Source organism: Arthrobacter sp. efr-133-TYG-104, from assembly GCF_030208915.1.
Lineage (GTDB): Bacteria > Actinomycetota > Actinomycetes > Actinomycetales > Micrococcaceae > Arthrobacter.
Genome location: NZ_JARVTA010000026.1, coordinates 57,499 through 79,890 on the forward strand (window position 1 = coordinate 57,499; position 22,392 = coordinate 79,890).

The window sequence follows — 22,392 nt, forward strand, 5'->3', positions numbered from 1 at the left end:
GCCAGGGCTCCCGTTCCCTTTTCGGTTCCAACCCAAGCCGGGCCCCGGCCCCCCGAATCGGGGAACCGCTGGAACGTCGGGTAGCCTTGAGCAGTAGACGTGGGCATTTTGTGTGCCCGCACGCCAATACACAGGAGAGTTTGTGAACGCTGATCTCGTCGTCGTCGGCTCGGGTTTCTTCGGCCTGACCATCGCAGAACGCGCCGCTACCGAGTTGGGGCTGAAGGTCGCGGTGCTTGACCGCCGCCACCACATTGGAGGAAACGCCTACAGCGAAAACGAAGAGAAGACGGGAATTGAGGTCCACCGCTATGGTGCGCACCTCTTCCACACCTCGAACGAACGGGTTTGGGAGTACGTCAACCGATTTACCCAGTTCACGAGCTACCAGCACAAGGTTTACACCAGCCACAAGGGCGAGGTGTACCCGATGCCCATCAACCTGGGCACCATCAACCAGTTCTTCCGCTCTGCCATGAGCCCGACCGAAGCCAAGGCCCTGATTGCCGAGCAGGCAGGCGAACTGGCGGGGACGGATCCCCAGAACCTGAATGACAAGGGGATCCAACTGATTGGCCGCCCCCTGTACGAGGCGTTCATCAAGCATTACACGGGGAAGCAGTGGCAAACGGATCCCAAGGATCTGCCGGCCGAGATCATCTCTCGCCTTCCGGTCCGCTACAACTACGACAACCGGTATTTCAACGACACGCACGAGGGACTGCCTGTTGACGGCTATACCGCGTGGATCGAACGCATGGCGGACCACCCGAACATCCAGGTGATCCTGAACACTGACTTCTTCGACGACGGCGAATATGGCCGGTCCTCGGTCCTCGGCCAGGTCCCCGTGATCTACACCGGCCCTGTGGACCGCTACTTTGACTATGCTGAGGGCGACCTTTCCTGGCGGACCATCGACCTTGAAGAGGAAGTTGTTCCCATTGAGGACTTCCAAGGGTGTGCGGTGATGAACTACCCCGATGCGGACGCGGCCTACACACGGATCCACGAGTTCCGGCACTTCCATCCGGAACGCGACTACACCAAAGACGCTACGGTCATCATGCGGGAGTTTTCCCGCTTCGCCGAGAAGGGCGACGAGCCGTACTACCCGGTGAATACCAGTGACGACCGGCAAAAGCTGCTCGCCTACCGGGATTTGGCTCGTGGGGAGAAGTCGGTGCTCTTTGGTGGTCGACTCGGAACTTACAAATACCTGGACATGCACATGGCCATCGGGTCTGCCCTGTCCATGTTCGACAACAAGATCAAGCCGCACTTCACGGGCGGCGCCAAGCTTGAGAGCGGTGGAGTGGACGCGTGACCACGACAAAAAATGAAGACCAGGAGACGGCCGTGACGGCTGAAACAGCCCAGGATGTCTCAGTACTGACCGAAGAGAGCCTGCGGATCGTTCAGCGGGTCGTCTTTCCGGCTAACCGCGACTTGGACACCTTGCCGCTGTATGTCGACCCTGATACCAGCAAGGTACGCAAAGAAGGTGACAGCGGCGCCGTCGTTCAGGCTGTCGGCATTGAGCGCAAATTGCACCCCGAAGACATCCTGGGCCGCGGTTCGGTACAGGTCAGGCGGGGTGAGCGGCTCTCCTTCGGTTCCTATTTCAACGCTTTCCCGGCCAGCTACTGGCGCAAATGGACCATCGCAACCAAGACAGTGCTTCACCTGGAAACAGAGGGTGAAGGAACGGTTATCGTTTACCGTTCGAATGCCCGCGGTGCTGCCCAGCGTGTCGACTCCGTGTTGGTTGATGGCTCAGCCGTCAACGACTTCGAGCTGACGCTCGCTCCGTTCGGCGACGGCGGCTGGTACTGGTTTGACCTGATCGCCGGGGGCGGCGGGATGACGCTGAAGAGCGCACACTGGGCTGTTCCCGACGAAGGACGCGCACAAGGTCGGGTGACGCTCGGAGTCACAACGTTCAACCGCGCTGACTACTGCCTCGAAACAATCAAGGCCATTGATGGCGATGCTGGCCTCCGTGAGATCCTGGCTGAGCTGATCATCGTGGACCAAGGCAATAAGAAGGTCGCCGCCGAGGACGGATTCGACGACGTCGCGGCGTCGATGGGCGATCAGCTTCGAGTGATCAACCAGGGCAACCTTGGTGGATCCGGTGGCTTCGCGCGGAATATGTACGAGATGGTCGTGTCGGACAAAAGCGACTACGTCATGCTGCTGGACGACGACATCGAGCTTGAGACCGAAGGCGTCCTGCGCGCAGTAGCTTTCGCAGACCTCTGCCGCAAACCCACAATCGTGGGCGGACATATGTTTGACATGTACAACAAGTCTGTACTTCACGCATATTCTGAGCTTGTTAATTTCTATCGCTTCCTGTGGGGACCGGTCGAAGGCCTCGGCAACCACGACTTCTCCGCCGCGGGCCTCCGTTCGACTCCCCAGCTGCACCGCCGCTGGGACGCCGATTACAACGGCTGGTGGATGTGCCTCATCCCCAAGGCAGTCGTCGAGACCATCGGACTCTCGCTCCCTGTCTTCATTAAGTGGGACGATGCCGAGTATTCGTTGCGTGCACGCGCCGCTGGCTTCCCCACGGTCACTCTTCCGGGTGCTGCAGTTTGGCACGTCTCATGGGCCGACAAGGACGATTCGGTGGACTGGCAGGCGTATTACCATGAGCGCAACCGCTTGATCGCCACCCTTCTGCATTCGCCGTTCCCCAAGGGCGGCCGGATTCTGCGGGAAAGCGTTAATACCGACGTGAAGCACTTGGTATCGATGCAGTATTACCCTGAGCAGGCTCGGATCATGGCCCTTCGCGACGTCCTCGCCGGACCAGGGAAGCTGCACGAGCAACTGCCGACGACGATGCCCAAGCTCCGTGCCATGCGAGAAGAATTTCCTGACTCGCAGGTCAAGACGGACCCCGCGGCGTTTCCCGAGGTGTTCCGCAAGCGCCCGCCGAAGAAGCCACAGTCTTACAAGCAACCCGGCGCACTCGGACTGCTCCCTTGGGCAGTGAAGACCGTACTGAAGCAGTCGCTCGCCCCTGTGCGGGATTCCGCAAAGGTGTACCCGGAAGCCCAGGTTGCCCACCAAGACGGTAAATGGTGGAGCCTGGCGCACTTGGACAGCGCAATTGTTTCCAATGCAGACGGCACGGGGGCCTCTTGGCATTTGCGCGACCCCAAAGTGGCGCGTCAACTGTTGGTGGAGTCCGCAAAGCTTCACGCTCAGCTCTTCTCCAATTGGGAGACGCTCCGGGCACAGTACCGCGAGGCTCTTCCGGAGATCACGTCCATGGAGTCATGGCGCAAGACCTTTGACGCCTCGGAGCCCGCTAAGTAACGATGTCGAATTCCACAGATACTTATGCTGTTCCCGGGGTCGGCGCCGGGCTGCTTGACGTTTATCGCCGCCGGTATTTGCTGAAGCTGATCGTTCGTAAAGAGCTCCGGGTGCGCTACCGCGGTTCAGTGCTGGGCTTGGCGTGGTCTTATGTGAAGCCGCTCGTTCAGTATGTGGTCCTGTTCTTCGCGTTGGGAATAGTCCTGCGGGTAGGGGATCAGATTCCCAACTATGCGTTGTACATGTTCTCCGGTGTTATCGTCATCAACTTCTTCACAGAGGCATTCTCGAACGCCACACGGTCGATCGTCTGGAACGCGGCGCTGGTCAAGAAGATCTATCTACCCCGGGAGCTTTTCCCGGTTGCCTCGGTGTGGGTGGCAGCGGTTCACTTCCTCCCGCAAATGGTGGTCCTGATGGCAGCCGCCTTACTCACCGGCTGGCACCCGGACGCAATGCAACTCTTCGGAGCGGTCTTGGGCTTCATCATCGTGGCGGTGACAGCGACGGGACTCGGTCTGTTGGCCGGGGCCATCAACGTGTTCTTCCGTGATGCGGAGAACATCGTGGACATGCTAATGATGATCGTCACATGGACCTCCCCGGTCCTGTACGACTGGACGATGATTCGCCGTCTTGCAGCCCCTTGGGTGCTGACGGTCTACCAACTCAACCCCATCACGGTGGCGGTGGAACTTTTCCACTGGGCATTCTGGTACCCCACCGTCACCAGGCCGGTGGAATTGCCCCCGCATCTTCTCCTGACAGGTTTCGCAGGACTGGGAATGGCGGCAGTATTCCTTATCATTGGTCAGCTCGTGTTCCGACGGCTTGAGGGCCACTTTGCGCAGGAGGTCTAGATGAGCGCCGCAGTGATAGTCAAAGGCTTGAAGAAGACCTTCAACCTCCGCCACTCCCATTCTCTGAAAGAGACGCTCGTTTGGCTTGCGAAAGGCCGAAAAGGAGATCTCACCAAGAGGTTTGACGCCCTCCATGACGTGAGCTTCGAGATTCAGCCGGGCGAAACCGTGGCCTTGTTGGGCTTCAACGGCTCGGGTAAGTCCACGCTGCTGAAGCTCATCTCCGGAGTCATCCTCCCGGATAAGGGAACAGTGCGAACCAAAGGTCGCGTAGCAGGCTTGATCGAAGTCGGAGCCGGCTTCCACCCCGACCTGTCGGGTAGGGAGAACGTCTATCTCAACGCCGCGATCCTTGGAATGTCCGAACAGGAAATAAACGAGAAATTTGACGACATCGTTGCTTTCTCCGAGATCGAGCAGTTCATCGATACTGAGGTCAAGTTCTATTCCTCTGGCATGTTCCTTCGTTTGGCCTTCGCAGTCGCGGTCCACACGCAACCCGATATCTTTCTCGTCGATGAGATCCTTGCTGTTGGCGACGAACCCTTCCAGAAGAAGTGTTTGGCCAAGATCAAGCAGCTCTCTGATGAGGGACGGACGTTGGTGGTGGTCAGCCACGACCTGGATATGATCTCGCGAATCTGCGACAGGGGAGTGGTTCTATCCTCCGGCACAGTCCAGTTCGAAGGTCCTGCAGACCAGGCTGTTGCCTGGCTTCGGGAACGCAACTAACCGGTATTCAAATGCAAGAGTCGTCTGTCAACGGATGGCTGGTGTAAGCATCTAAGAAAGGCGATCGTGGGAATGGGTATCGGCCCCCTGCTGTTGTGTGTACTGCTGATCGTCCTGTTGTGGTGGGGCCCCGGTTGGCTCCTCGGGGAGGCGCTGGGTGTCCGGCGTATCCTCTTGCCCGTGGTGGCACCCTTGCTCGGCATGGGAGTCTTGTCAGTCATTGGAGTGCTGGGGCACTCGGTAGGAATGAGCTGGCAGTTGCTCCCCGTGGTGGCGGTCCTGCTGGTTTTATGCGCTGTTCTCTTCGCCGGCCGCATGCTGTTGCGTCGATACTTCCCAGATAAGTTTGGACGGCCCGGAACGGCTCGAGTGAGCATTTTCGGGAAGCAGCGTATGGCTGGATCTTGGTGGATACTGCTCGCGGGTTTGGTCGCCGGAGGCGTGGTGGCAGCCGTTTCCTGGACGGTCGGGACAGAGGGGCTTCTGGGGATTAACCAGGACTGGGATATTCCTTGGCACGCAAACATGATCCGGTTGATATCGGTAAACCATGAGTGGGACCCCAGTGTGGCCGGCAATTTCGCCTATTACGACACCTCCATCGCTGATGCTCCCATTCGGAGTTACCCCATAGCTTTCCATGCTGTTCTGAGCTTGTTTTGGCCCCTGAGCAACGTGAGTATCCCGGTCTTCCTCAACGTGTTCGTCATGGTGATGATGGCCGTGCAGTTGCCACTGAGCACGATGGCCCTGACGATGGTGGTAACCCGCAGGCCCATTGCCGTCGCCGCGGCGGCAGCCGTATCCGGTTGGTTCACCGTGTACCCCTACGACTTGCTGTGGCGCGGCCCCCTTATTCCGTTTTTCGCGGGCATGGTATTGGTTGGACCGTTCGTGCTCCTCGCGGTGAAGGGCGCCTTGGAACGCCAGAAGTTTTGGGTGCCTGGCATCGCATTCGGAGCTGTCGGCCTGATAGCCGTGCATCCCTCGCTCGCGTTCGTTGTCCTTCCCGTGCTGTTCTTCTGGTTGCTGGCCGCCCTGGTGCGCCGACGGGGCAGGATTCTCGGCATTGTCGTCTACCTGGCGGTCTCCGGTGTGCTCGCGGCCATCATCGGGTGGCCGATCATCGCGGAGATGCTGGGGGAATCCGCCCGTGTCTCCAAGCAGGTATGGGCGGCCGACACTGATCGCAACGGCGCCATTCAGAACATCATTTTCCTGAACCACGGTTCCATGGCCATGCCGATTCTCACGGCATTTGTAGCTATCGGTTGCCTCGCAGCGGTACTCCGGATCCGCATGTGGTGGTACTTCGGTCCCGTTCTCGCATTCGCGTTCCTGTCCGTATACACGATGGGTAGCAACAACCCCCGTTTCTTGGCCTTGACGGCTCCTTTCTACGATGACCAATGGCGCGTTTTCGGGATCCTGGTCATGCTGTTGGTACCGCTGGCCGGTCTGGGCATTGCCCAAGTGGCGGAAGCAGTTGAGTGGATTGTGCGTAGGATTCGAAGCCGTCCTCGCTCGGCTCCCGAAGCTGGTGAAAGTTCACGACGGCGGCCGAGTCACGCTGTCGTAGCTGGCGCAGCCGCAGCAGTGCTCTTGGTGGCCGGCATTGCCGCCGTCCCGTACTTCAAACAGAACGCGGAACGCATCAACATCAACACCAAGGTCAGCGGCGCCACGTTGAGTTCTTCGGAAGTGGACCTGCTGACCCGGATCGGCCAGTATGTGCCGCAAGACGCCACCGTCCTGAATGATGCCTGTGATGGGTCAGTCTGGATGTACGCGCTGGGTAACCGTATGCCAATGATCCGGCATTTCGAGATCCTGCCCACCAACCGTCAACTCTTGGTCCTCCAAAAGCTTCCGGAACTGGCCACGGATCCCCAAGCCCGCGCGGCGGCGTCCGAACTTGGAATCGAATGGGTCTATATTGCCGATGGCCGGATTCGGGCATGGGACGAGCCCAAAGCAGGGTTGACCCACCCGCAATCCATCCCCTATCTCAATCTCGTGGTGCGCGAGGGCAACGCGGCGTTATACAAGATCGACTGGTCCAAGCTGCCAGGCGGCAAGACGGCATTCGACGCCGATGCAAAGGATCGCGTGCAGATGGATGGAGTTGCCGGGGTCCTGGAGAACAAGAACCCCGATGGCATTGCTCCACTCGGAAGGATTTGCTAGGCATGAAGACTTTCATCACCAACTTTCTTTCCTCGAGTCTCTTCAGGTTCCTGGTAATCGGCGGCTTGAGTTTCCTCTTGGATCTTGGGCTCTTGACGCTCTGCTTCCAAGTGTTTGGTTGGCCCCTTTGGCTGGCCACCGGAGCTGGCTTCTGGGGGAGCTTCTTCTTCAATTACTTCCTCCAGCGATACTTTGCCTTTGGTGGGGGTGGAACTGCGCTTGGTGGAGTCCTCCGGTACTCGGGTCTCCTGGCTTTCAACACAGTAGCCGTCATGGGCATCGTTCAACTGTTCCAGTTCATGGGTCTCGGATTCGTTGCCGGTAAAGTGGTGGCGACGATTGTGACCATGGGATGGAACTACTTCATCTATAAGCACTGGATATTTCCGCAAAAGAAGCAGCCGAAGAGCGCCCACGAAAAGTCAGACGGCGCGTCGGGCACGGGCTCGCCGGCATCCAAACTCACCCCTAACAGCAGCGAAGGATAATCGATGTATCGAGGCGTTCGAATTGCCGCGGTAGTACCGGCCTACAAAGAAGAAAATCACATCGCCCAAGTCATCCAAACGATGCCTGATTTCGTTGATGACATTGTCATTGTTGATGACTGCAGCCCGGATGATACGTCGGGGGCCGCGATGCGCGCAGACGACGGAAGGGTGACCCTGATTCGGCATGAAGTCAATCAGGGTGTAGGTGGCGCGGTTCTGACCGCACACAAGGCGGCAATGGAGCTGGGCGCGGACATCAACGTGGTGATGGCCGGCGATGCCCAGATGGACCCTGAGTACCTTCCCCAGCTTCTGGATCCGGTGGTGGAAGGGTACGGCTTCGCTAAAGCAAACCGCTTCTTCTCCGGTGAATCCTTTGCAGGCATGCCAGGCTACCGTATTTTCGGAAACATCGTGTTGTCATTCATGACCAAGCTGGCATCCGGTTACTGGCACATCTTTGATCCCCAGAATGGCTACACCGCAATTCGTACCGAAGTTCTGCGCCGTTTGCCGATGAACAAGGTGGCAGCGCGTTACTCTTTCGAGAACGACTTGCTGATCCACCTGAACATCCTCGATGTCCCGATTGTCGATGTCCCGATTCCTGCTGTTTACGGCAATGAGGTCTCGAGCATCAAGCTCCGTAAGGTTATTCCCGAGCTGCTCGCGATGCTTTTCGGTGGTTTCTGGCGCCGGGTGTGGTGGAAGTACATGGTCTGGTCTTTCTCGGCCGTGGCCCTTTTGCTGATTGCCGGGCTCGTTCTCATCGTCATGGGCCTCGTTGTTGGCGCATGGGTTCTCGCAGCGAGCGTTGGATCTCCAACAGCAGGGTCGGTGATGTTGGCTGTGGTGCCCTTTGTGCTGGGCGTCCAAATGCTTTTGGTATCCCTGCAGCTGGATATCCAAGCGAGTCCCAATACGCCAAGCATGCATCCCATGCGTGAACGAGCCTAGCGGGTTCTAACAAGCGGGCCGCAGTTAAGAGGCTGCGGCAGGAACTTGCTTACGGGGAAGGGTCCAAGCGCCATGGCGCTCGGACCCTTCCTTTTGCTTCTTACCTAGGGGAGCGAGGTGAACCCTCCCCAGCCCCATCCCACTTGGCTTCGCGGCAACCAGCCTGATGTTCCGTTGCCTGGGTAGAGGAACAGGTTTCCACTGGCGTCACGGGCCAAGACATCGTTCTTGCCGTCGCCGTTGAAGTCGCCGGGCCCGACGATTGCGGTCATTGCGCTCCAGCCGCTTCCAACCTGGACTCTTGCGAGCCATCCACCCTTTCCGTTACCTGGATAGAGCCACAGGATTCCCGCTGTATCCCGGGCGAGGACGTCCGTCTTGCCGTCGCCGTTGAAGTCCCCTGTGCTGAGGATCGCCGTCATCGAGTTCCAACCGGTTCCTGCTTGGGTCACGGAAGAGAAGCCGCCCGCACCGTTCCCGGCGTACAGCCAGAGGACTCCGGAGGAATCCCTTGCCAGAAGGTCGCTCTTGCCGTCGCCGTTGAAGTCACCCGGTGCCACAACCATGGTCATTGCGGACCAGCCGGTTCCTGCCTGCACCCGTGGCTGCAGCCCTCCTGCTCCGTTTCCGGGGTACAACCACAGGATGCCGCTGGCGTCACGTGCCAGGATGTCGCTGCGCCCGTCACCGCTGAAGTCCTTGGTGGGAACAATGAGGTTCAGCGTATTCCAGCCGGTGCCCATCGATCGTTGCGTCAGCCATCCGCCCGTCCCGTTCCCGGGGTAGAGCCAGAGGGTCCCGCTGTTGTCGCGGGCGACGACGTCGTTCTTTGCGTCCCCGGTGAAGTCCTTCCACGTGGCGACCTGGGGCGCCTGCACCGTGTACGCCTGTGTGAGGACGGCCGAGCTGTTGTTCGACGCGTCCACGGCAAAGTACTTCAAGGTCATCGCAGCTGTCAGGACGATGGGCGTCGAGTACTTGTTCGCCGCGGTGGCGGTGGGGTTAGTGCCGTTGGTAGTGAAGTAGATACTGGATCCTGCCTCGTTCGAGGTAAGCGTGATCTGTTGGTTGGCAGGGTACGCACCCGCTGGCGGCGTCACGGTGACTACCGGTGGGGTGGTATCGAGGACGGTATACGTGTTGGTGGTGATGGCCGAGGCGTTTCCGTAGTTGTCGATTGCCAGTGCCTTGACGGTGGTGTTGCCGGTTAAGGCGAACGGAGCCGTGTAGGCCTTGGTACTTCCGCCGGCGGCGGTGCCTGGGGTTGTGCCGTCGGTTGTGTAGAGGATACGCCCCGCCTCCGTGGAGGACATGGTGACCAACTGCCCGGATGCGTATGCGCCGGGAGCTGGAGTAACCGCCAGGGTGGGCGCCGTGTTGTCGAGGACGTAGGTTTGGCTGGCTACCGCTGACGTATTCCCGGCCGTGTCTTGGCCAAGATACTGCACGGTCATGGATGCCATCGGAATCGGCCCTGAGTAGACCGGGCTCAACGTCGTCGGAATCGTGCCGTCTGTTGTGAAGTGGATCGTCGCCGGTTCATTGGCGTTGAGGACGATCGACTGGTTGCCGCCGTATGTTCCGCCAGCTGGTACAGCGGTGATGACTGGTGGCACGGTGTCTTGTACCACCACGGTCACATTTCGGGTGGCAGGGGAGGTGTTTCCTGCCGTGTCCGTAGCTTCGACCGTGAACGTGGCCGGCCCGTTGGGCACGTTGTCGTACGACTTAGGCGAGGTACAGGCCGTGAAAGCGTTGGAGCCAAGCTTGCATCGATAACCCGCTACGTCCGTGGACGTCGAGGAGAAAGCGAACGACGGCGTTGCGCCGACGGTCGCGCCCTCGGCGGGCGAATCTATTGATACCGCAGGTGGAGTAAGGTCGGCGGTTACTGTCACGGACGCCACGGTGCTGACGTTACCTGCCATGTCGGTGGCCCGGACCCCGATGACGTGCTGGCCCGCAGTAGTCAGGTTCAACGTTTGGCCGTCGCTGCAAGCCGTGAAGCTCGTGGTCGAGTCCACCGAGCAGGACAGGACAGAGCCAGCATCAGTGGTGACTCTCAGTACTGGAGAGCCGTTCACCGTTGCTCCGGCGGCAGGCGAGGTGATGACCGGTGCACTGGGTGCGGTGAGGTCCACCGTGAATGCCCGGGAGACCGGAGTCCCTGACGGCGCAGCGCGGACAGAGAAGGTGTACGCCCCGTTTGCCAGTGCCGTAGCAGGAGTGAAGGTGCCATTCGTGCAGTTCTGCCAGACAGGGGCTGCGGTGCTGAGCTGCAAGCTGCAATCCAGGGCGCCCCCTGGCGGTGTGGACGCCACGGTGAAGGTCGGCGTCGAGTCGTTGGTGAAGGCCGGGTTGGGGGCAGCGCCACCGCTAGCGTTTGTAGGTCCGCTGACGATGGAGGGAACCACCCCGCCCAACGAAAAGAGCCTGCCTTGTTGCGTCGGTTTGGCTGGATCGAGCTGGCCCGGGTCGTCTGTCACCAGTAAGTTGCCGTCCCGCATTGACAGGCCACCGATCATGCTGAAGCCCAGGGCCCATTGGTTGTTGACCTGGTCATTGCTCAGGTCGATGCGGGAGATGGTGTCCTTGCCGGCATCGGCTGTACTGGTGCCGTTGCTGGTTCCGGTGTAGAGGACAAGGGGCGATTGCCAGTCGTAGTAGATGGCGGTCGGCTTGCCCACGTTGTAGAGCGGCTTCGGAACAACGTTTGCAAGAACGCCGTCGTCCGGCGCCGTGAAGACCGTGAGGCCTGAGGTTTCAGCGATGTACACCACCACGTTCCCCGCGCTGTTGCGGTGTGTGGCTGCCAAGCCGAGAGAGCTTGACTGGACTGAGGCGATCGACTCGATGCTCGGGTTATCCGATGTGGGATCCACAACCTTCACAATCGAGCGGGCATTAGCGAAGGACAGGTAAATGTTGCCGTCCGGACCGTCGCTGGCCGCGTTTGGTCGGAGGTCGCCATCGAAGATGGTCAGGGCGCCGTTGTAGTCGAAAACGCCGCTGGCAGGATTCCACCCAGCACGCACGACGTCGGAACTTCCGACGGCGGCATCCGGAATGAACGCGATCTCATCGCCACTGTTGGGGCTCCCGGGCGAAGGATCAATCATGGCGGGCGCCCCTGCTCGGGCGGGTCCATCTTTGTGCCCTGCCAAGGTTCCGCCCAGGCAGGTGGCGGCTTCCAAACCGCCGGCAGTGCTTCCGGAGGCCTCGGTCACACGGCAGAATCCTGCACGGGTATCGGAAACCCAAATCCGGCCTTTCGGATCCACGATCGTCCCGGCAGCTTTCGTCAGCCCCACCGCCACGGTTTGACGGGCTTGGTCAGCAAGGGCGGCCGGTGCCGTGAGCACGCCCGTGAGGGCCGCCGTCGCAAGACTGGCGGTGGCGACGAACACCGTGACTTTGTTCTGCCTGCGTCGGCTTGGTGTCCCCGCAACGGCAGAGGACTCAGAGTTGTGTTGAGAGGTTCTTGAGCGACCGGCGACGGCAAAAAACGCCAAACCATGCTGAAGAACACTGCGATTGCGCGTGTCCACCGAGGAATCCCCACTTCATTCGGATGCTCCCCAGCTCCGCATGCATTGGTTATTCGCCCCAAGCCGTCTCCGGCTGCGTCTACCTACATCTTCCACCAAATCTGGAATTTGTCACTAGCAATCTTTTATCGCTCCCTGAAGATTCAGGTTTTCCACACTCGACGAGGGAGCCTTGACCGGACAACCCGCCGCTTGCACGATTGGAGTGGAGGTTCCAAATGCGCAGATATTTTCCACTGTTCGTGGCGATCGCATTTTCTTTGGTTGCCTGCACCCCGTCCACGGCCCAGCCGCCCGACGGGACGAGCAAGCCGCCGTCAAGCGTCCTTGCCTCACCGTCTCATGTTGCAGGAACTCCGTCGGGTGCCCCCAGCGCAACAACTGAACCCAGCCTGCCGCCGTCGTCCGCTGTTGAGAGCAGCGATCCCGCTCAGAGTGGAGAGCAGACTGGAGACGGTGACGAACCTGGCCGCTACGCGTATGACTGCACCAGCTTGGACAATTCGCCTGAAGTGCAGTTGTCGAGCCTCGCAGAGGTCTGGGCAGCGCCGAACTACACCAGAATGGCGTCGTGCGATGTCGCCTATCAAGGCACCAAACCGTTTCAGCCGACGCCACGGGAGTCGGATTCGATCTCATTGGCTGCACCCCAAGGTGCGGGCGAAGACAATGGCCTCGCTGTGATGCTCGGCGTTCTCCGGCTCTGTACCAGGATCAGCGACGAGACAGGTCCGGGCGGATTCAAGGATGCGAGTCAGGGCATGTTGCAAGGTGCGGCGTCCTTCTGCCCGGACGCTCCGCAAGGGAAGATTATCGCTGGGTGGGCGAATCGGAGCAGAGTGGGGGACGGGAGCTACATCGTCGGTGACACCATCCAAGCGGGGTCCTACCAGTTAGTCCGGCCGGCTCCTTCAGCCAGTCAGTGTTCGTGGTCAATCTCTGATGCAGGAGGGGTTCTTCTCTTCAAAGGAGGGCTGCCCGCGGCAGGCGATACGGTGGATTTGACCACCGGCCACAAGTTCACTAGTGACAAATGCGGAATTTGGGGGAAGATGTAACCAGACGCAGCCGGAAACGGCTTGGGGCGAATAACCAAAGCATGCGGAGCTGGGGAGCATCCGAATGAAGTGGGGATTCCTCGGTGGACTTGCGCAGGCGCAGTGTTCTTCAGCTCGGCGTGGCATCAATTGCCTTGGCCGTTTGCTCAGGAGCCAAAATTAGTACTTCCCAACCATCCGCCGTGAATATGGCGCCCGCCGTGTCAGGTGATGGGGAAATCCCGAAGGAGCGCCCGGAGCCTTCGACCAGATACCAGTTCACCTGCACGGGCAGGGACGGCAGCCTCATTGGCAAGTTTTCGAGCTTGGAGGAACTCTGGGCTGCGCCACGGTACCTGCAGGCGACAGATTGCCAGGTTGCCTACGTTGGCAGTGGTTCACTCGTGCTCACTCCGGAGGAGGCAGCTGCGGTCAATGCAGCCATAGCCGCCGGGGCCGGCCGAGGACAGGACGCCGCCCTGTGCCTGCAGATCGTCAAGGCATGCACAAGGACCGACCCAAGGAACATCCCCGCTGCCCTTGCTTCGTACGGAATTCCCGTGGTCAAGGGTGCCCTCACCTTGGCTCCGCTGGCACCGCAGGCGGCTGTCTTTACGAGGTGGCTCAAGACCGCGGTTTAGGGACGCTCGAGTGGGAAATCAATAACAGGCGTGCCACCAAAAAGTTGGTAATAACGTGAAAAGGGTGCGGACCACATTGGTCCGCACCCTTTCTGCTGCCACCGGATCAGGCGAGCATGGCGTTCATTGCATTGATAAGGGTTGTTTCTACTCCATTCGCACCGGCTTTGAAGTGACCTAAATGGCCATAAACAGTCATGGCGCCACCGGCAATTCCAGGGTAATCGGGCTCCCAACCCCCCTCGTAGCTTCCAAGAGGCATGTTCGGAGGAAAGAACTCATTGCTGGGTATGTAACAGCAGGACTCGTTCGCGTAGCCGCCGATAATGATTCCGTTGCTCCCACCATTCTGGTTTCGGAAGTAGGCACCATAGCCACTGACCAGTTCCCCGCCGACCAGGGCAATTTTCAGTTGCGGGCTCCCATTGAATTTCCAGACTTGGAACGGGGACGGCACGGAGGTGCTGTAGCTGTTGCTGTCGATTCGAGCGATCATGACCTGGGCGTGGCGCTGATACCACTGCGGCTGACCGTCCGGATTAGGCAGTCGCGCTACGTAGTCCGCGCGCACTGCGGCGAGGTTGGCCGGCGTGGCCGTAATGTCCAAAGGCAGCTGGACTTCCTTGTACTGTGTGCTGATAGGGCCCGTGAGTGCTCGTCCTGCGGTCTGCATGTTTGTACTGACGGTTGCACCTAACGCATCGGCGTGTTGGTCACGGAGCGCCCAGCTGCGGACGCCGCCGGGATCTTGGTCTCCGGCCGGTCCTTGAAGGAACATGGCAAAGCAATTTGGGTTGTTGTTCTCGATATAGTTGCAGGCTCCAGCCGCGAAGTCGCCGTCGAACAAAGTGCGCAGCCCGGCGCTGATCGGGTGGCAGCCGTAGCTGAAGATCACAGCTACAGGCTTTCCGTTGGTGCCTCTGGCAACGAGAATCGGAACCGCGGTCTCCGTGTACGGAAGGCCGGCTCTGTTGGCGGCGATGTTCTGGCTGGACACCTTGTAGTCGAAAGTCACCGCCACTTCGTTGGCATTGAGCGCATCCTGCGCAAGATTGACGATGGTGTCTTCGAGGTCTGCACTGTAGGAGCGGATAAGACCGAGATCCGAAATACCGTAAGCCATGTATGGCTGCAGGGTGTCAATCAGCGCGGGCCCGTTGTGCGTGTGGGTTGCTTGGAGGATGATATCGCTGCTCGCCCAATCCGCCAGGTCAACAATGCGGCTCCGGATCCGCTGGTGCATGGCCCTCGGTATTGCCAAGACATCAACGCTGATGATGATTTGCGGGCTGGTGTCTTCCCATATGAGGATTGCGCGGGCGTAAAGCGGCTCATACGGTGAACTGCTGGTTGCCACGCGGCCGCCGTCGGTGGTTCCATATCCGGCCATATAGGGATTGGTGCTTAGCGACGGCGTTATGTCAGCGCTTGCGGTTCCAACTCTAAACGCCATAAAAGATCACTCCTTGATTGCGTGCAGTGGATGACCTTCGCTTACCCCTAAACAAAGTCCGATTCCCGGATGCACTGAACAGCCAATACGTGAGACCAACTTCATTAGACCATGTGGGGCGGCCATTTAGGGCCGGTAACCCGCGAAAAAAATAGTCACGGTGTTCGGAAATCTGCTGCGAAAAGACCGAAGGCCTGCCCTCCCGGGAAGTCCAGGGGAACAAGCCTTCGATCGATGAAAGCGGCGCCGAGCGCCACAGTAGTTACTTCGCCGCTGGTGCCAGTATTTTCAAGCCGTTCCATCCGGTGCCGATCGGCATCGGTGTACCCCACGCCTTGTTCTGCCCAACCGGGTAGTAGCGCAGCTCACCGGTGGTGGTCCGGGCTACCAAGCCAGTCGAACCAGGGTTCGAGAAGTCACGGATGGCTCCGAAGCTTGAAATGATGTTCCACCCCGTTCCAACCACCTCGGGCGTTTCCGGGATGAAATTACCCGCACCGTTCGAGCGGTAGAGCTTCAGGTCACCTGTTCTGGTCTTGGCGAGAAGGTCAGGCTTCGAATCCTTGTCGAAGTCCATCTGGACTATGTCCAAACCTGTCCAGCCGACACCGATGGCGATACCAGCGCTGACTGTTCCACCGCTGAGGTTATTGAAGTAGAACAAACGGCCGGTGGAGTCGTACCCGACTATCCCGGGGTGGCCGTCCGTTGTCTTCCAGGTCCCGACCGTCAGTGTCCATCCGGCCCAGTTTGTACCCAAGCTGATCGGAGCTCCGAAGCCTCGGCCGTTCCTGCCCGGGTAGACGCTCAAGCGGCCGTCAGACCATTGGGCCACCACATCGAGGGTGCCGTCGCCGTTCCAGTCGGTCACGAATCCTGCTTTGAGGCCAGCCCAACCGGTGCCGACCAACTCTTGGGGTAGGAGGCTGGTGGAACCGGAACCGGGGTAACGGTAAAGGTTCGCATCGGGCCTGATGGCCAGGACGTCCGGCGCGTCGACGCCGAGTGTTGACTCGACGTCGACCGGCGCCCCACTGATCAGGGTGACATCGTTCCATCCCAATCCGATCAGACTCTGGCTACCCCATGATCTGGAAACGGCTGGGTAGTAGTCCAGGTCGCCATTGGCCGCCCGCGCCACAAGCCCTTGGGATGCGGCGCCGCTGTAGTTGGTTGAGGAACTGACGGCGGTCATGCCGTCCCACCCGGATCCGATGACGCGAGCAGGCTCGTTGACGAAGTTGCCCAAACCGTCCGACCGGTAGAGCCGGAGCGTGCCGTCCGTCGTTCGAGTGACGAGGTCCTGACTGCCGTCTCCATCAAAGTCAATCTGGTTGATCTGGTGGCCGGTGAAACCTGAACCGATCTTGACTCCTGCCCCCAGCACACCGCCCCCTGCGTTTGGGTATCGGTAGATATCGCCGAAGGCGTCCTGGCCCAGGACTCCTGGATATCCGTCGCCGGAGTTCCACCACCCCACGGTCAGCGACATCTCCTGCCAGCCCTTCCCGACCTGAATGGGAGCATAGAAACCGCCACCGGGTGCGCCTGGGAAGACCTTGAGGGATCCGTCCGGCCATTGCGACAGGATGTCTTGGACGCCGTCCTGGTTCCAGTCCACGACGTAGATGGATTTGGCACCTGCCCAACCGGAACCGATTGTTACCGGCCCGGTGATATTGCCTTGGCCGTCGGCCGGAAAGTTGTCCAATCGTCCGGAGGCGTTAGTAACGAGGATGTCGGCCTCGGACTTGATGGACGGATTGGAGGGATAGCCGACTCCGCGGGCATACGTCCTCAGTTGGTCGTAGCTGCCGTTGAAGATATTGGAATCCCCCTCAAAGGGTCCCGTGCTGCTGTACTGCCACATCGTGTAGCCGTTCCAGCTGGCAGGCAAGGATCCGGGGGAGTTCGTCGGGTTGTTCCAATAGGAAGCGATCCAGAGGGGATAGCTCCCAAAGGTGGAGTTGCCGACGCAGGTGTTCCACCAGTCTGTGGTGCTGTAAATGACCGGGAAGCGCCCAGTGAGTGCTTTGACGGTATTTCCGAAATCTGCTGCCCACTGGCCAAGTTGCGCCTGGGACATGTCGTAGCACGTGTTGCCGAAGTAAAAGCCGTTGATGGTCCGTCCGGCGTACGGGTTGTACTCAATGTCCAGAACGGGAGGCAATGTGTAGCCGTCGGCTGTCCATCCTCCGCCATTTGCCACGAAGTAACGAGCCTGGTCTGCACCGGATGACCAGTTCGGGATGGCGAAATGGTAGGCGCCCCGGATCATGCCGGCATCGCGGGAACCGTTGTACTGCTGGGTGTAGTTCTCGTTGACGTAGTAGTTGCCTTCTGAGGCTTTTACGTAAGCCCAACGCACCCCTTGGCTCCACTGGCCCTGCCAGTCCACGTTGCCTTGGTGCGCGCTGACATCCTGACCCTCCACCCCCACGCTTGGCCGCCAATGCGAGGTGTCCGCCGTCATCGGAACGGTGGCGTTAACCGCTCCGCCAACCGCCCGGCCACTCGCGGGCGCCGCAGTGCCGTCCTTCTTAGTGGCGAGGACCCGCGAGGAGCGCTGTCCCATTTCGGCGCCGCCAGCGGGAATCGATGACCGCATTGCGGCTTTCTTCGTCTCCGCATCGGGGGCATTTCCCGGCATGGGTGCGCTGCCGGAACCTTGAATCAAGGCATCGGGCGCGGGGCCGGCTGCCGCTGCTGCGGGGGTCGGCGCGACGGCGGGGGCCAGCTCGTGCTGCTGGTTGGGCAACTCGTTGGTTTGCGGTTTGGTCTTGGCCGCAGGCCTGGGTCCCTGCCCGGGCGTCGGGAGCGGCGCTGACGGCGCCACTGCAAGGCTATGTTGTGGGGCCGAAGGTACTGCCATGGCAGGCATACCAATAAAGCTCCCCGAAATAAGGGAGATGGAAACCGCGATTCCTGCCCGAGCCAAGGACCTCAGGCGGGTACGTTCAGTTGGACTCTTACTTGTCATCTTCACATCCGGCCCTGTGCCGCGGGTCAGCGGCACATGGTGTGGCTTGCGGACAAGCTCCGGGGCGGGCGCCTGCGCATGGGACCAAAGGCCAGCTCCTAACGGCCTTTACCCTAACATTCTGTGACTGGAGTGACTAGTGGGAAGCAAGATGCAGAAGCAACACGTGGTACGCACTGCTCCAAGGCGGTTATCCACATAGGTCTTCGAAGGACTTTGTTCCCTACTCAGGCTCGCCTAGCGTAAATCCAGCGGGAGGTTCCTCCCGCTATGAGCTGGAAACCACTCTTTGGGGGAACCGTGGACGCTGTAAAGATCGTGGAAGGAGAAGTCCGCGAGCTGATCAGGCGGCGCGGATTGGATCCGTTGGAGCAATCCGTGGACGTGCGGAGCCTCGTTGATGCTGCTATCAGCGATTACGATGAACGGGCCCTTCTGGCACCGCTTCCTCCGCTGGGCCATCTCGACACTGCCCGCCGACACATCTTTGACGCCATTGCCGGATTCGGACCCCTGCAACCACTTCTGGATGATCCTTCCATAGAAGAAGTGTGGATTAATGCGCCCCAGGAAGTTTACGTGGCTCGCAACGGGGAATCGGAGCTCACAGGGATAGCACTGAGCGACCAACAGGTTCGGGACTTGGTTGAAAAGATGTTGAAAAGTTCCGGCCGCAGGCTGGACCTATCCTCGCCATTCGTCGATGCTGCATTGCCCGACGGCTCCAGGTTGCACGTGGTCATCCCTGATATCACCCGGAAGCACTGGGCCGTTAATATCCGAAAGTTTGTCGCGCGCGCTAGCCGGTTGGAGCATCTGGTGGACCTCGGCAGCCTTACGCCCCAGGCAGCCAGGTTCTTGGGAGCCGCCGTCGCCAGCGGACTCAACATCCTGGTTTCCGGTGCGACTCAAGCCGGAAAGACCACCTTGCTGAACTGTCTCGCCGCGAGCATTGGTTCGCGTGAACGTGTCATCACCGTAGAGGAAATCTTTGAACTGCAGCTTCCACTACGTGATGTCGTGGGACTCCAGTGCCGTCAGCCAAATCTTGAAGGGGGCGGGGAAATCCCCTTGCGCCGTTTGGTGAAGGAAGCACTTCGAATGCGACCGGATCGCCTTGTGGTGGGGGAAGTCCGTGAGGCCGAAAGCTTGGACATGCTGATTGCTTTGAACTCAGGCCTTCCTGGTATGTGCACCGTACACGCCAACTCCGCGCACGATGCCGTAACGAAGATATGCACCCTTCCTCTCTTGGCCGGGGCGAATATATCAAGCGCCTTTGTGGTGCCCACTGTGGCGTCGTGTATTGACCTCGTGGTCCACTGCGGCCGCCACCCCAACGGCAAGCGGCAAGTCACGGAAGTGCTGTCCTTGGGAAGAAGGGTTGAGAACGGGATCATCGAATCGTCCGGCGTTTTCGGCCTGATGGATGGCCGGTTGCAACCACGGGCAAACTCCATGCCTGCGGCCGAAAAGTTTGCGCGGGCAGGATTTGATGTTTCGGCGCTCCTGGAGCTTAAGTGATGGCGCCGTTTCTCGGTCTGCTGCTCGGCGTTGGCGGATTCCTCGTATGGTGGTCTGCCTGGGACGAGCCGCCTAGACAACCGAAAGAACCTAAAGCCGGCCGCCTGGAACTTTTGCTGCAGGCTGCAGGAATCGAGAGGGTGTCCGCCGCGGGACTCGTGCTCTCCTGTGCATGCTTCGGAGTAGTTACAGCCCTTGTCTTTCTCCTCGTGACACATTCGGTGCCAGTTGCCGCATGCTTCGGGCTTTTCGGCTCTTGGCTGCCCTTCGGAGCTGTTCGCTGGCGGGCGAGGAAACGGCGGGCTACATTGCGTCAGCTATGGCCCGACGTGGTGGACCACTTGCGCTCTGCGATACGGGCTGGACTGGCCTTGCCGGAGGCGTTGATTCAACTAGGGCACAACGGACCTGTGGAACTGCGCGAATTATTTCTGGAGTTTGGTGCCGACTATAGGTCCGGCGGTCACTTCGAAGCCGCCTTGAACAAGCTCAAAGCCCGGTTGGCGGATCCGGTCGCGGATCGCATCATCGAGGCACTCCGCATGACGCGTGAAGTTGGTGGTTCGGACCTCGGCAAGATGTTGGGTACCCTCGCTGAATTCCTAAGGGAGAGCGCGAGAACGCGCAGCGAACTTGAGGCGCGGCAATCGTGGACGGTCAATGCGGCCCGTCTTGCCGTAGCGGCGCCGTGGATTGTCGTGGTGGTCATGGCCGGTCGTCCCGAAGCGATGCTTGCGTACAATTCGGGGCTCGGAGCCGTAGTGCTTCTAGGCGGCCTAGTAGTGTCCGTTCTCTGTTACACCGTGATGCTACGGATCGGTGCTTTGCCCGAGGATGAGCGGGTGCTCCGGTGAATACTTTGATGGTTGCAGCCGTTCTTTGCGGCCTGATGCTTGGAGCTGGTCTTTGGATAGTGCTGGTCCGCTTGCCTTTAATGCGAGGAACCACCTTCGCCGATCGGATCGCTCCCCAGCTCAGATCCCATAACTTGGAATCACGCCTCTTGCGTTCCCCGGTCCATAACTTGACACCGTTTGGGCCCCTTGAACAGATCCTGCGTCCGATCATCGGTGACGCTGTATCCCATTTGTCGCGATACAACCTGGGCGCAGCCTTGCTGGCAAAGCGTCTCTCGCGCGCTGGCTCATCAACGTCAACCACGGACTTTCGGGCTGAACAACTGTTGTGGGGGGCCGGGGGTTTTCTGCTGTCCCTCATTGCAGTGTCGCTGGGCGCCGCGTCGGGCCGGTTCAACATTCCCTTTGCACTCGTGTCGGTGGTGGGCGCTACATTGTGTGGCTTTCTGCTTCGGGATTTCCTCTTGAGCCAACAGATAAAGCGCCGTGAATCCCGGATGCTCTCGGAGTTTCCCAGCCTTGCCGAACTGATGGCGCTCGCGGTGGCTGCTGGCGAAAGCGCGATGGGAGCTATGGACAGGGTGTGTCGAACCTCACGGGGAGAGCTGGCGGCAGAGTTTGCCACAGTTCTCGCGGACACGAGGTCGGGCAGACCGATGACGGAGGCTCTCGGTGCGTTTTCCGGAAGGACCGAGTTGCCGCCGCTCGTCCGGTTTGTTGACGGTCTCGTGGTCGCCGTGGAACGGGGGACTCCACTCGCGGATGTCCTTCGGGCCCAGGCATCTGATGTCCGGGACGCTGCCAAGCGCGAGCTTATGGAGTCTGCGGGACGGAAGGAAATCGCGATGATGGTGCCGTTGGTTTTCGGGGTTCTCCCGTTGACTGTCGTCTTCGCGGCCTTTCCCGCTATTGCAGCGCTGGAAATGTCCTTCTAGACCGTCCCACGCCGGACCACGGCTTCAGCCATAAAAGTTCGTGAAATACGAAGTGAATGTAATTCAAGTAAGCGAAACATTGGGGGAAAAATGAAAACAATCGTTCGCCTCGGGAGTGGCCTGCCCGCTCTGCTGCAGCAGTCGTGCCTTGGCCTTAGCCTCTTAGTGGTAATCCGGTTAGTGATACTCCGCGCGTTCCCTACCGAAGAAAGGAGGGAGCGCGGCGACGTACCCGGCTGGGTCATGATCACCTTGATGTCCGCGATATTGGTTGCAGGTCTCCTGGCGATTGAATCGCCCGCCTTGGCGGACTTGTTCAACCAAGCAATGGCGAAGGTGGGCAAGTAGGCCATGGGGGCGGCCCGGATCTTCACATGTAGCGCCACTGTGACTCTGCCGTGAAAGGCATCGACGAGCAAGGATCAGCAGTCGTTGACTTCGTTTTGGTGGGCGCGTTATTGACAATGTTTTTTGTGTCCATTGTTCAGCTAACACTGATTCTTCACGTCCGGAATACCCTCATCGATGCTGCTGCGTCCGGCGCCAGGTATGGCGCTTTGGCCGATCGAACATCCGCTGATGCCAGTGCCAGGGCGCGGACTCTCATTGCCGCTGCATTGAACCCGGACTTTGCACAGGACATCGAATCCAGCGAGGTGAGGGTGGGTGGTGTACGCACCATCGAGGTGACAGTGCGGGCACCCCTCCCTGTCATTGGCTTGCTTGGCCCAAGCGGGACGCTGGAGGTGAAGGGGCATGCCGCGCTTTTGGGTTAGGCAGCTGAGCCGTAGGTTGCAGAGGCTCGGACGCCACCTGAGCAGACGACTCGGCGAGGCGGCGTGCCTACCGAGCGGCAC

The 22,392-nt window shown here is 59.8% G+C and carries 17 protein-coding genes; 14 read left to right on the top strand and 3 right to left on the bottom strand.

What is annotated here, in order from left to right; genetic code table 11:
* Positions 1-142 precede the first annotated feature (142 nt).
* The 7 genes from glf (at position 143) to QRN04_RS16755 (ending at position 8,560) form a co-directional block, all read left to right on the top strand.
* On the top strand, positions 143-1,327 hold the full coding sequence (gene glf / locus QRN04_RS16725) for a UDP-galactopyranose mutase (protein WP_284977156.1): 1,185 nt from the start codon (positions 143-145) through the stop codon (positions 1,325-1,327).
* Entirely contained in the window at positions 1,324-3,333 is a 2,010-nt protein-coding gene (locus QRN04_RS16730; RefSeq protein WP_284977157.1) for a glycosyltransferase, read from the top strand. The genes glf and QRN04_RS16730 overlap by 4 nt, the downstream gene beginning before the upstream one ends.
* 2 nt (positions 3,334-3,335) lie before the next feature.
* The gene (locus QRN04_RS16735) at positions 3,336-4,193 is read left to right on the top strand and encodes an ABC transporter permease (protein WP_284977158.1); all 858 of its coding nucleotides are present in this window, start codon (positions 3,336-3,338) and stop codon (positions 4,191-4,193) included.
* A complete protein-coding gene (locus QRN04_RS16740) occupies positions 4,194-4,925 on the top strand; it encodes an ABC transporter ATP-binding protein (RefSeq protein ID WP_284977159.1) in 732 nt (243 codons plus the stop codon). It begins immediately after the preceding gene.
* Positions 4,926-4,997: 72 nt separating this feature from the next.
* A complete protein-coding gene (locus tag QRN04_RS16745; protein ID WP_284977160.1) occupies positions 4,998-7,112 on the top strand; it encodes a DUF6541 family protein in 2,115 nt (704 codons plus the stop codon).
* A 2-nt stretch (positions 7,113-7,114) separates the two neighbouring features.
* Positions 7,115-7,600, top strand: coding sequence for a GtrA family protein (locus QRN04_RS16750; RefSeq protein WP_284977161.1), 486 nt, complete (start codon positions 7,115-7,117; stop codon positions 7,598-7,600).
* A gap of 3 nt (positions 7,601-7,603) precedes the next feature.
* Entirely contained in the window at positions 7,604-8,560 is a 957-nt protein-coding gene (locus QRN04_RS16755; protein ID WP_284977162.1) for a glycosyltransferase family 2 protein, read from the top strand.
* 104 nt (positions 8,561-8,664) lie between these two features.
* Here QRN04_RS16755 and QRN04_RS16760 read toward each other — a convergent pair whose 3' ends face one another.
* On the bottom strand, positions 8,665-11,967 hold the full coding sequence (locus QRN04_RS16760) for a chitobiase/beta-hexosaminidase C-terminal domain-containing protein (RefSeq protein ID WP_284977163.1): 3,303 nt from the start codon (positions 11,965-11,967) through the stop codon (positions 8,665-8,667).
* 359 nt (positions 11,968-12,326) lie between these two features.
* Between QRN04_RS16760 and QRN04_RS16765 the strand changes: the two genes are divergently transcribed.
* Both QRN04_RS16765 and QRN04_RS16770 read left to right on the top strand, forming a co-directional pair.
* Positions 12,327-13,166, top strand: a complete 840-nt coding sequence (locus QRN04_RS16765) for an Rv1352/Rv1906c domain-containing protein (protein ID WP_284977164.1) — start codon at positions 12,327-12,329, stop codon at positions 13,164-13,166.
* Between the two features lie 188 nt (positions 13,167-13,354).
* On the top strand, positions 13,355-13,786 hold the full coding sequence (locus tag QRN04_RS16770; protein ID WP_284977177.1) for a hypothetical protein: 432 nt from the start codon (positions 13,355-13,357) through the stop codon (positions 13,784-13,786).
* A 106-nt stretch (positions 13,787-13,892) separates the two neighbouring features.
* Here QRN04_RS16770 and QRN04_RS16775 read toward each other — a convergent pair whose 3' ends face one another.
* Together QRN04_RS16775 and QRN04_RS16780 are read right to left on the bottom strand one after the other, a co-directional pair.
* On the bottom strand, positions 13,893-15,239 hold the full coding sequence (locus QRN04_RS16775) for a neutral/alkaline non-lysosomal ceramidase N-terminal domain-containing protein (protein ID WP_284977165.1): 1,347 nt from the start codon (positions 15,237-15,239) through the stop codon (positions 13,893-13,895).
* A gap of 262 nt (positions 15,240-15,501) precedes the next feature.
* Positions 15,502-18,219, bottom strand: coding sequence for a GH25 family lysozyme (locus tag QRN04_RS16780; RefSeq protein ID WP_284977166.1), 2,718 nt, complete (start codon positions 18,217-18,219; stop codon positions 15,502-15,504).
* Positions 18,220-18,519: 300 nt separating this feature from the next.
* Between QRN04_RS16780 and QRN04_RS16785 the strand changes: the two genes are divergently transcribed.
* The 5 genes from QRN04_RS16785 (at position 18,520) to QRN04_RS16805 (ending at position 22,311) form a co-directional block, all read left to right on the top strand.
* Positions 18,520-19,743, top strand: a complete 1,224-nt coding sequence (locus QRN04_RS16785; protein ID WP_284977178.1) for a TadA family conjugal transfer-associated ATPase — start codon at positions 18,520-18,522, stop codon at positions 19,741-19,743.
* Positions 19,743-20,597, top strand: a complete 855-nt coding sequence (locus QRN04_RS16790; RefSeq protein ID WP_284977179.1) for a type II secretion system F family protein — start codon at positions 19,743-19,745, stop codon at positions 20,595-20,597. The genes QRN04_RS16785 and QRN04_RS16790 overlap by 1 nt, the downstream gene beginning before the upstream one ends.
* The gene (locus QRN04_RS16795; RefSeq protein ID WP_502868817.1) at positions 20,594-21,535 is read left to right on the top strand and encodes a type II secretion system F family protein; all 942 of its coding nucleotides are present in this window, start codon (positions 20,594-20,596) and stop codon (positions 21,533-21,535) included. The genes QRN04_RS16790 and QRN04_RS16795 overlap by 4 nt, the downstream gene beginning before the upstream one ends.
* Before the next feature lie 165 nt (positions 21,536-21,700).
* A complete protein-coding gene (locus QRN04_RS16800) occupies positions 21,701-21,883 on the top strand; it encodes a hypothetical protein (RefSeq protein WP_350224949.1) in 183 nt (60 codons plus the stop codon).
* Between the two features lie 50 nt (positions 21,884-21,933).
* Positions 21,934-22,311, top strand: coding sequence for a TadE/TadG family type IV pilus assembly protein (locus QRN04_RS16805; protein ID WP_502868818.1), 378 nt, complete (start codon positions 21,934-21,936; stop codon positions 22,309-22,311).
* The last annotated feature ends 81 nt before the right edge of the window (positions 22,312-22,392 follow it).